6 protein-coding genes and 2 pseudogenes are annotated in these 10,327 nt (G+C 69.6%); 1 reads left to right on the top strand and 7 read right to left on the bottom strand.

Going from position 1 to position 10,327, the window contains the following annotated elements:
* The 7 genes and pseudogenes from ACQKIP_RS29375 to ACQKIP_RS29405 form a co-directional block, all read right to left on the bottom strand.
* Positions 1–1,058 (bottom strand): annotated as a pseudogene (locus ACQKIP_RS29375) (pullulanase-type alpha-1,6-glucosidase); the annotation flags it as partial.
* Between the two features lie 304 nt (positions 1,059–1,362).
* Positions 1,363–2,760: pseudogene (locus ACQKIP_RS29380) on the bottom strand (alpha-amylase); the annotation flags it as partial.
* 408 nt (positions 2,761–3,168) lie between these two features.
* A complete protein-coding gene (locus ACQKIP_RS29385) occupies positions 3,169–4,257 on the bottom strand; it encodes a LacI family DNA-binding transcriptional regulator (RefSeq protein ID WP_427744602.1) in 1,089 nt (362 codons plus the stop codon).
* On the bottom strand, positions 4,242–5,891 hold the full coding sequence (locus ACQKIP_RS29390; protein WP_365864576.1) for a glycoside hydrolase family 13 protein: 1,650 nt from the start codon (positions 5,889–5,891) through the stop codon (positions 4,242–4,244). Before ACQKIP_RS29390 ends, ACQKIP_RS29385 begins: the two co-directional genes overlap by 16 nt.
* Before the next feature lie 48 nt (positions 5,892–5,939).
* Positions 5,940–6,824: a sugar ABC transporter permease gene (locus tag ACQKIP_RS29395; protein WP_365864662.1), complete on the bottom strand. Its 885-nt coding sequence runs from the start codon at positions 6,822–6,824 to the stop codon at positions 5,940–5,942.
* A gap of 5 nt (positions 6,825–6,829) precedes the next feature.
* Positions 6,830–7,849, bottom strand: coding sequence for a carbohydrate ABC transporter permease (locus tag ACQKIP_RS29400; RefSeq protein WP_365864577.1), 1,020 nt, complete (start codon positions 7,847–7,849; stop codon positions 6,830–6,832).
* Positions 7,850–9,121 carry an extracellular solute-binding protein gene (locus tag ACQKIP_RS29405; protein ID WP_365864578.1) on the bottom strand — a complete coding sequence of 424 codons (1,272 nt, stop codon included), beginning with the start codon at positions 9,119–9,121 and terminating at the stop codon, positions 7,850–7,852.
* 338 nt (positions 9,122–9,459) lie between these two features.
* On the opposite strand from ACQKIP_RS29405, the gene ACQKIP_RS29410 reads away from it, so the two are divergent.
* Positions 9,460–10,327, top strand: an 868-nt coding sequence (locus tag ACQKIP_RS29410; protein WP_427744600.1) for a LacI family DNA-binding transcriptional regulator, incomplete at its 3' end; no start/stop codon positions are given.

Genomic DNA, 10,327 nt, shown 5'->3' on the forward strand with positions numbered 1-10,327 from the left:
GTGTAGTGCAGGGGGTCATAGCCCCAGTTGTAGGCGTCCTTGGCCGCGGTCTTCGTGACGCATGCCTGCTGCTCTTCGGAGTCGGGGGCGGACGCCTTCAGGTCGCAGTCGGGCTTGGACTGGTCGGCGGCTCGCTCGGGGATGGTGCCGATGTCGAAGGCGGGCAGCAGATGCACGTAGGAGGTGCCGGCCTTGGCCAGCTTGCGCAGGTGCTTCATGCCGTCGGAGGCCGTGTCGGTGAAGGCGAGGTACTGGCCGGGGTGCTTGGCCGTGCGGTCCTCGACGGAGAAGTCACGGATGTGCAGTTCCTGGATCTGCGCGTCGCGCAGCGGTGTCGCCCCGGGCTTCTTCAGCTTCTCCCAGCCCTTGGGGGCCAGCTCCGGATCGTCGAGGTCGACGGCGATGCTGCGCTCCGAGTCGGCGGTGAGCGCCGTGGAGTAGGGGTCGGTGACCTTGTTGGTGACGACCTTCTGGACGCTGGGCGCCCACACCTTGACGACGTAGCGGTACTGCTTGCCGGACCAGCTCCTGGCGCCGGTGACGGACCATACGCCGCTGGCGTCGTCGCGCCGCATCGCCACCCGCTTGCCGTCCAGTTCGAGGCTGACGGACTGGGCGGTGGGCGCCCACACGGCCAGGGTGGGGCGGCCGCCGCGGAACTGGGGGCCGAGGGCGGCCTTGGTGGCGCTTGCGCCGTAGAGGTCGTCGAGTATGCCCTGCGTCTGGACGCCGGTGGCGCCGAGGAGGGTGCCGTCGGCGCTGCTGCGGGTGGCGACGAGCTGGCCGGTGAGGGCGGTGCGGGCCTGGTCGCGGTCGCGCGGGTCGACGGTGAAGGCCGTGTAGTCCTTCAGGTGCGGGTACTTCTTGCGCTGGGCGTCGGTGAGGCCGCCCGCGGCCGGGGTGAGGCGGATCCGCCGTCCCTCGCCTGCGAGTTCGCCGTCCTTGACGGTCAGCCGTCCGTCGCGGGCGTAGACCAGCTCCTGGGACGCGGCGTCGCCTTGGACGTCCCAGGCGAGGGTGTTCTTGTCGATCCATTGCGCCGCGGACTTGGACAGGTCGAGGTCGGCGGGCGCGTCGGCCGTGGCCGGTGCGCGGGGTGCCGCGGTGGCCGAGGACGTCAGGGGTGCGACCGCGGCCAGCAGGGCGAGGGCCGTGGTGACGAGGGTGCGGCGGGGGGAGCCGGTCAAGGGGAGCTTCTCCTTGTGCATTGCGGGGGTAGGGGTGCGCGCCGGAGGGACGGGAAACGGCCCCTCCGGCGTGTGAGGTGCGGGGTCCGGGGCGGAGCCCCGAGTCGGGTGAGCCGCCCGGCGGCGGGGAAGCGGATGCCGGGCGGCTGGTCAGGCAGGGCGGGGTCTCCGCTCAGCAGCTCCTGGCACCCGCGTGCAGGGCGAGCGCGGTGTTGGGAGCCACGGAGGCCGTGAACTGGCCCGAGCCGTTGACGGTGACGCTCCTGCCGCTCTGGACGTCGCAGTAGCTGCCCGCGGCCAGGGACGTCTGGAAGGTCCGGTCGACCGTGGAGCCCTCGTGGTTGATGACCACATAGGCCTTGTCGCCGCGGCCGAACGCGATGGCGTCGTTGCCGTTGTCCCACCAGTTGGTCATGGCCGTGCCGCGCGCGGTGTTGCGGAACTTGACCATGCTCCTGATCTCGGGCCAGGCGTGCTGGCACTTCCAGCCGTCGCTGTAGCAGGCGTTGACCTGGCCGCCGTTGGGCGGTCCGGCGTCGATGTTGCTGAACTCGTAGCCGGAGTGCACGTCGGGGGCGCCGTAGGGCAGGGCCAGCATGAAGACGTGGGCGAGGGTGTAGTTCGCGCCGTCCTTGTAGTTGAGCGTCTGGCCGTGCCGTTCGGTGTCGTGGTTGGCGACGAAGACGGCGGCCGAGCCGCTGGGCAGATAGCCCCAGCCCTCGCCGTAGTTCTTGAGGTAGGCGAGCTTCTCGTTGTTGAAGACGCGCTTGAGGTCCCAGCCGTAGCGGAACTCCTGGGGGTCGCCGGTGGCGGTGTACTCGCTCGGCGACACCGCCTCGCCCGAGCCGTAGATCGTCTCCTGCTTGAAGTAGGCGCCGGGGTTGGTCAGCCGGGACTTGATGTTCTTCAGGTCGTCCACCGGGATGTGCTTGGCGGCGTCGACCCGGAAGCCGTCGACGCCGAGGGACAGCAGGTCGTTGAGGTAGGCGGCGATCCTCCCCCGCACGTACTCCTCGCCGGTGTCGAGGTCGGCGAGGCCGCCGAGCTCGCAGTTCTGGACGTTCCAGCGGTCCTGGTAGTTGCTGATGTCCGAGCGGCAGTTGTCCATGTCGGCGCCCGAGTAGGTGCCCGGGTAGTCGTACTTGGTGAAGGTGGAGCCGGCCGAGCCGGTGCCGGAAGCGTTGGTCATGTGGTTGATCACCGCGTCGGCGACGACCTTCACCCCGGCCTTGTGGCAGGTGTCGACCATGTTCTTGAACGCGGTCCGGTCGCCGAGGCGGCTGCCGATCTTGTAGCTGACGGGCTGGTAGGCGGTCCACCACGCCTCGCCCTGGATGCGTTCCTGGGGCGGGGAGACCTGGACATAGCCGTAGCCGTCGGGGCCGAGCTGCTGCGTGCACGCCTTGGCCACCGAGTCGAACTTCCACTCGAAGAGGACGGCGGTGACGTCCTTGGTGCCGGGCGGGGCGGCCTGGGCCTGCGGGGCTCCGGCGACGATGCCGCCCGCGGCGCCCGCCACCAGGGCGAGGGCGGCGGCGACGGGTCTGCGGACTCTGGTCTTTCGGCCAGCCATGAGGGCCTCCTGCATGAGTGAGGTGTGACCTTGAATGGCAACGCGCCGTGCCCGTCAGGCCGTTGAAGGATGTTGCAGAAACATTTCAACGCCGATTTCAGCCGAGACCGTACGACCCCCGGGAAGCGCGGTCAAGCCTCCGCGCACACTCTCGCGCCAGATGCGGGAATCCGGGAGTTCATGCGCCGCAAAACCTTTCGCAAGACATTGCGGCGGTGTTACGTTCAACCACAACTCCGGTCCGGACGGCCGGGGGACCCTCACAACGGGCCCCACGCGCCCGGCCGTTCGGGCCGGAGCCCGGGACGGGGAGGCCCCGGAGCCACATCATGACCCCGCCGCCCTGAACCGGGCCGGCTCCGGGAGCCTTCCTCTCAGCGCGGGGCCGGCGCCCTGCCGGCGCCCCTCTCAGCGCGGCGGCTGCGCCGTGGACCCGCGCACCACGAGCTCGGGCTGGAAGACGAACTCCGTGTGCTGTACGGGGTTGCCGTGCAGCTCTTCGAGCAGCGCGCCCACCGCGGCGCTCGCCATGGCCTGCACCGGCTGGCGCACCGTGGTCAGCGGCGGGTCCGTGAACGCGATCAGGGGCGAGTCGTCGAAGCCGACCACGGAGACGTCGCCGGGCACCGAAAGGCCGCGCTCGCGCACCGCCCGTACGGCACCGAGCGCCATCATGTCGCTGCCGCAGACCATCGCCGTGCACCCCTGGTCGAGCAGGGCGCTGGCCGCCGCGTGCCCGCCCTCGACCGTGAACAGCGTGCGCTGCACGCGCTGCTCGGCCTCGGCCCGCTCCACGCCGAGCAGCGCGTGCAGCGCGGCCGTGAACCCCTCGGCCTTGCGCAGCGAGGGGACGTAGCGGGTGGGTCCGATGGCCAGGCCGATCCGCCGGTGGCCCAGGTCGACCAGGTGGCGCACCGCCATCCGCGCCGCCGCGCGGTCGTCGGGCGAGACGAAGGACACCGGGATGTGCTCGTTGTATCCGTTGATCAGGACGAACGGCACACCGCGTGCGTGCAGTTCGAGATACCGCGTCGGATCGGCCGTGGTGTCGGCGTGCAGTCCCGAGAGGAAGACGATGCCGCTGACCCGGCGCTCCTCCAGCTGCTCGACCAGCTCGTCCTCGCTGGCCCCGTCCGGCATCTGGGTGCACAGCATCGGCGTGTAGCCGTGCCCGGACAAGACCTGCTCGACGACCTGCGCGAAGGCGGGGAAGATCGGGTTGCTGAGCTCGGGGATGACCAGGCCCACCAGTCCGGCGCTGTGCCGCTTGATGCGCATCGGCCGTTCGTAGCCCAGGACGTCAAGAGCGGCAAGGACCCGGCGCCGGGTACCGGCGGCCACCCCCGGCTTGCCGTTGAGCACCCGGCTCGCGGTGGCCTCGCTGACACCGGCCTGGGCCGCGATGTCAGCGAGCCGCGGGGCGCCCCGCTCCGGCCGCTCTCCCCCGTCTCCCCGGTCGGCGGACCGGGGCAGGGACAGGGTCACACCGCCCACCAGACGGTGGTGTCGGCGGGCAGCTCGACCTTGCCGTCCGCCGTCTCCACCTCGGCGTTGGCCAGCAGGATGCGGCCGGGGGCCGGGATCGTCACCGCCGTGCCGGTGGTGTTGGCCGTGCACACGAAGCCCTCACGGCGGAAGGCGAGCACCCCCTCGGGGGCCTCCAGCCACTCCAGCGAGTCGCCCGCACCGAGCCCCTGCTGCGTGCGGCGCACGGCGAGCGCGCTGCGGTACAGCTCCAGGGTCGAGTCGGGGTCGCCGGTCTGCGCCTGGACGCTGAGCTCGCCCCAGCCCGCGGGCTGCGGCAGCCAGCTGCCGCCCGCGCCGAACCCGTAACTGGAGCCCTCGGTGGTCCACGGGATGGGCACCCGGCAGCCGTCGCGGAACCCGTCCTGGCCGCTCGCGCGGTGGAACGAGGGGTCCTGGCGCACCTCGTCGGGCAGGTCGGTGACGTCGGGCAGGCCGAGCTCCTCGCCCTGGTAGACGTACGCGGAGCCGGGCAGTGCCAGCATCAGGAGCGTCGCCGCGCGGGCGCGCCGCAGGCCGAGCTCGCGGTCGCCCGCGGTGCGCAGCTGGGTGCCGAGCCCCGCCGGGTTGGCGAACCGCGTGGCGTGCCGGGTGACGTCGTGGTTGGACAGCACCCAGGTGGCCGGGGCGCCGACGGGGCGCATCGCGGCCAGCGACACGTCGATGACCTCGCGCAGCTCGGCGGCGTCCCAGTGGGTGCCCAGGTACTGGAAGTTGAAGGCCTGGTGCATCTCGTCCGGGCGGACGTAGGCGGCGGCGCGCTCGACGGTGGGCGTCCACGCCTCCGCGACGAGGATCTTCTCGCCCGCGTATTCGGTCAGGACCTTGCGCCAGCTGCGGTAGATCTCGTGCACGCCGTCCTGGTCGAAGAACGGCATGACATCGTTGCCCAGGAGCTTGAGCTGGTCGTGCATGCCGATGTCGGGCAGCCCTTCGGCCTTGACCAGGCCGTGGGCGACGTCGACACGGAAGCCGTCGACCCCCATGTCCAGCCAGAAGCGCAGGATGGAGCGGAACTCGTCGTGGACGGCGGGGTGTTCCCAGTTGAAGTCGGGCTGCTCGGGGGCGAAGAGGTGGAGGTACCACTCGCCGTCCTCGACCCGGGTCCAGGCGGGGCCGCCGAAGACGGACTCCCAGTCGTTGGGCGGCAGTTCGCCGTTCTCGCCCTTGCCGGCCTTGAAGTGGTAGCGCTCGCGCAGGGGGGAGCCCGGGCCCTCGCGCAGGGCGCGCTGGAACCAGTCGTGCCGGTCCGAGGAGTGGTTGGGCACCAGGTCGACGATGACGCGCAGGCCAAGGTCGTGGGCGTCCCGCAGCAGGGCGTCGGCGTCGAGGAGGTTGCCGAACATCGGGTCGATCGCACGGTAGTCGGCGACGTCGTAGCCGGCGTCGGCCTGCGGCGACGAGTAGAAGGGGCTGAGCCACACGGCGTCGACGCCCAGGTCCCTGAGGTAGGGCAGGCGGGCACGGACGCCGTCCAGGTCGCCCATTCCGTCACCGTTGCCGTCGGCGAAGCTGCGCGGATAGACCTGATAGATCACCGCGCCACGCCACCAGTCCGTGTGGGTGCCGGAGGCGGGGGTTGCAGGGGCGGCGAGATGCTGGGTCATGTCTTCCCTGGGATCGAGAGGTCGAGTGCGAGGGGGGTGTGTGCCGTGTCAGGACTTCGTCGCGCCGGCCGTGAGACCGCCGACGAGGTGGCGCTGGACGAAGCCGAAGATCACCGCGGCGGGCACCGCGACGATGACCGCGGCGGCCGTCAGCGAGCCCCAGTCGCTGGTGTACTGGTTGACGAAGGTCTGCAGGCCGCCCGCCAGGGTGAGGTTCTCCTCGCCGGTCATGAAGGCGGAGGCGTAGGCGACTTCGGCCCAGCCGGTGATGAAGCTGTAGAAGCCGGTAACGGCGAGGCCGGGCTTGGCCAGCGGCACGATGAGCCGCCAGAAGGTGCCGAACGGGTTGAGCCCGTCCACGCGCCCCGCCTCGTCGATCTCCACCGGGATGGTGTCGAAGTACCCCTTCATCATCCAGGCGCAGAACGGCACGGCGATCGTCAGATACGTGACGACCAGGCCGATGGGCTGGTTGAGCAGGCCCAGGCTGGCCAGCAGGTTGTACAGCGGCACGATGAGCACCGCGACGGGGAACATCTGCGTGATGAGCAGGAGCCACATCAGCGGCCGCATGCCGGGGAACTTGAAGCGGCTGACGGCATAACCGGTGGTCGCGGAGATGAAGACACCGATGACGGTGGTCAGTCCCACGACGAGCAGGGAGTTGCCGAGCCAGCTCAGGAACTCGGTGTCGTTGACGACGTGGTCGTAGTTGCGGAGCGTGAAGTCCTTGACCAGGTCGGTGGAGAACGCCTCGCTCGTCGGCTTGAACGAAGTGATCAGGAGCCACAGCGGCGGGAGAACCGCGGTCGCGGCGGCGGCGATGAGGCCCACGTGCAGCGCGACGGAGGCCAGCGGCCCGCGCTCGCCGCGCGCCCTGATCTTCTTGGGCCTGCCCGGCGACGAGGACGCCGGGGCCTTCTGGTTGGTCATGGTGGTCACCACACTTCTCCCTGCTTGCGGAGCGCGCGGCGGTAGACGACCGCGAAGAGCGAAAGGAGCAGCAGAATGATGACGCCCCAGGCCGCGGATCCCGCGAAGTCGCGCGGGCTGACGACGAACGAGAGCCGGTAGGCGTACGTCACCAGGATCTCGGTGGCGTCTCCGGGACCGCCCCGGGTGAGCAGGAAGATCACCGGGAACATGTTGAAGGTCCAGATGCCGCTGATCAGGATGACGGTGCTGCTGACGGTGCGCAGGCCCGGCAGAGTGATGTGCCGAAAGCGCTGCCAGGCGTTCGCGCCGTCCATCTCCGCGGCCTCGTAGAGCTCGCCGGGGATGGACTGGAGTCCGCCGAGCATGGCGACCAGCATGAAGGGCACGCCGAGCCAGACGTTGACCGTGATCACCGAGAGCTTGGCCCAGGTGGGGTCGTTGAGCCACGGGATCGCGTCGATGCCGCCGCCGGCGAGGATCTTGTTGAGGATGCCGTTCTTCTCGTTGAAGAGCAGGCGCCAGGTGAAGACCGAGACGAAGGCGGGCACCGCCCAGGGCAGGATCAGCGCCATCCGGTAGAAGGAGCGTCCCGCCAGCTTGCGGTTGAGCATGTTGGCCAGGACCAGGCCGAGCGCGAAGGAGATCGCGACACAGGAGACGGTCCAGATGATCGTCCAGGTGAGGCGGTCCCAGAAAACGCCGTCGGAGAGGACGGCGGTGTAGTTGTCCACGCCGACGGACTTGTAGGTCGCCGGGATGTGGTTGACGCCGATGGTGCGCTCGACGTTCGCCTCGTTGGCGTCCGTCGTCGACAGGTACAGGCCCCGCACCAGCGGGTATCCGATGATCACGCCGATCACGGCCACCACGGGGGCGACCATGCTCCAGGCGTACCAGTGGGTGGACAGCGACCTGCGCAGCCGTCCGGGGGTCTTGCCGGAGTCGCCGGTCCGCCGGCCGCGGCCGCGGGCGCCCGGGGCGTCCGCGGCCTTGGCCAGTGACTGGCTGCTGTCAACAGCCATTTACTTGTAGTCCTTCAGGAGCTTGCGGTAGGCGTCGCCGACACCCTTCGCCCCGCTGTCGGGCGAGGTCTTGCCGCTGAGCACCTTCTCCATCTGCAGCCGGATCGGCTCGAAGAGGGCGTTCGCCTCGGGGATCCAGGGCCGCTCCACGGACTTGTCCACGGCCGGCTTGAAGAACTGCACCATCTGGTTGTCCTTGACGGACTGCACGTCGTAGACGGAGGTGCGGGTGGGCAGCAGGCTCAGCTTCTCGGTGGTCTGCTGCTGCACCTTGGCCGAGCTCATGTACTTGATGAACTCGTAGCTGGCGTCGAGGTTCTTGGAGCCGGCGTAGGCCGCGAGGTTCCAGCCGCCCTGCGGCGATGCCTGCCGGTCGCTGCCGCCGGGGACCGGGGCGATGCCGAGGTTGTCCTTGTCGCCCTTGAACTGCTTGCCCTGCAGGGCGCCTTCGATGGACCAGGGTCCGTCGAGGGCCATCGCGACGTCGCCGTCCTTGAAGGCGTTGAGCTGGTTGTTGTAGCCGTCGCTCGCGTCGGTGGTGGCCGCCTTGGAGTCGACCAGGTCCTTCATGACCTTGAAGGCCGCGGCGCCCTCGGGCTCGTCGACGGTGACCTTCTTGTTCTTGGTGTCGAGGAGGTCGCCGCCCTCGCCGTACAGGTACGGGAGGTAGTAGTACGGGTCGTCGCCGCGCAGGTAGAGGCCGGTCTTGCCGGTCTTCGACTTGATCTTCTTCGCGGCGCTCTTGACCTCGTCGAAGGTCTTGGGCGTCTCGACACCGGCTTCCTTGAGCATCTTCTTGTTGTAGAAGAGCGCCAGGGTGTCGATGGTCTGCGGGGCGGCGTAGGTCTTGCCCTTGAACTTGGTGCTGGCCGCGGCCTGCGGGAGGTAGTCGTCCGCCTTGTCGAGGGCGGGGGTGCCCTCCAGCGGGGCCAGGTAGCCCAGGTTGGCGAAGTCCGCGACCCAGGCGACCTCGGTGCGCATCACGTCGGGGGCGCCGGAGTTGCCGCCCGCGGCGTTCTTGAACTTGGCGTTGGCCTCGCCGAACGCGACGCTCACGTAGTTGACCTTGACGTCCGGGTGGAGCTTCTCGAAGCCCTTGGCGAGCTTCTCGTAGGTGCCCTTCTCCGCGTCGTTCGAGGTGTCCCAGAAGGTGACGGTGCCGGACAGCTTGCCCGAGCTGTTCTTGCCGCTGTCTCCGTCGTCGCCACCGCACGCTGCCGCTGTCAAAACCAGGGCCCCGACCATTGCGGTGGCCGCTATGCCACGCCGCATGTGCACTCCTTCAACTGATCCCGGAACAAGGGGGAGGCGAAACCCCCGACAGAGCTGCCTCCTGCGAGCCGCACCGACGCGGCACCGGGTTGCCAGGGAACGTAACAGGATTGAAAAGCGCCCGAAAGACCTTGCGGGAAATTTCTGCAAGGGCTGCTGATCGTTACCGCCGTGTGTCCTTACGGTTGCCCTTGCCGCGCTTGACAGGCCCCTGAGAGGTGGCGCGCGCACTCCCCTGTCACCGCGGCGATCCCCCGCAAGGACCTTGCAAGACCGACGCTTTCTGCAAGCTTTCGCAACCGGTGTGCAATCCGGCAGATCACCGGTACAGTCCCTGCATGACCGCACGGCTCGTCGACATCGCAGCGCAGGCGGGGGTGAGCGAAGCCACCGTCAGCCGTGTGCTCAACGGCAAGCCGGGCGTGGCCGCCGCCACCCGCGAATCCGTCCTCGCCGCCCTGGACATGCTCGGCTTCGAACGTCCCACGCGGCTGCGGCAGCGCAGCAGCGCGGGCCTGATCGGCCTGATCACCCCCGAGCTGGACAACCCGATCTTCCCCGCGCTCGCCCAGGTCATCGCCCAGGCCCTGACCCGCCAGGGCTACACACCGGTGCTTGCCACCCAGACGCCCGGCGGCTCCACCGAGGACGAGCTGACCGAGATGCTGGTGGACCGCGGCGTCTCCGGGATCATCTTCGTCTCCGGCCTGCACGCCGACACCACCGCCGACATGGAGCGCTATGAGGTGCTGCGCGGCAAGGGCGTGCCCTTCGTCCTGGTCAACGGCTTCTCCCCCAAGGTGCAGGCCCCCTTCGTCTCCACCGACGACCGGGCCGCGGCGCGCCTGGCCGTCACGCATCTGGCCTCGCTCGGGCACACCCGTATCGGGCTCGCGGTAGGTCCCAAGCGCTTCGTTCCCGTACTGCGCAAGATCGAGGGCTTCCAGATCGGCATGCGCGAACGCCTGGGGATGTCACCCGCGGACTCCGAGGAGCTCATCGAGCACTCCCTCTACACCCTGGAGGGCGGCCAGGCCGCGGCGGGCACGCTGATCGGCCGGGGCTGCACGGCGATCGTGTGCGCCAGCGACATGATGGCGCTCGGCGCCGTCCGGGCCGCCCGTGAAAGGGACTTGCAGGTCCCGCGCGACATCTCGGTGGTCGGCTATGACGACTCGCCGCTCATCGCCTTCACCGATCCCCCGC

The organism is Streptomyces sp. NPDC059900 (assembly GCF_050270335.1).
Taxonomy (GTDB): domain Bacteria; phylum Actinomycetota; class Actinomycetes; order Streptomycetales; family Streptomycetaceae; genus Streptomyces.

What these genes read in the sequence shown, in the direction of transcription:
- ACQKIP_RS29390 (WP_365864576.1), bottom strand. Translation starts at nt 5,891, where the DNA reads ATGACCCAGCATCTCGCCGCCCCTGCAACCCCCGCCTCCGGCACCCAC.
- ACQKIP_RS29395 (WP_365864662.1), bottom strand. Translation starts at nt 6,824, where the DNA reads ATGACCAACCAGAAGGCCCCGGCGTCCTCGTCGCCGGGCAGGCCCAAG.
- ACQKIP_RS29400 (WP_365864577.1), bottom strand. Translation starts at nt 7,849, where the DNA reads ATGGCTGTTGACAGCAGCCAGTCACTGGCCAAGGCCGCGGACGCCCCG.
- ACQKIP_RS29405 (WP_365864578.1), bottom strand. Translation starts at nt 9,121, where the DNA reads ATGCGGCGTGGCATAGCGGCCACCGCAATGGTCGGGGCCCTGGTTTTG.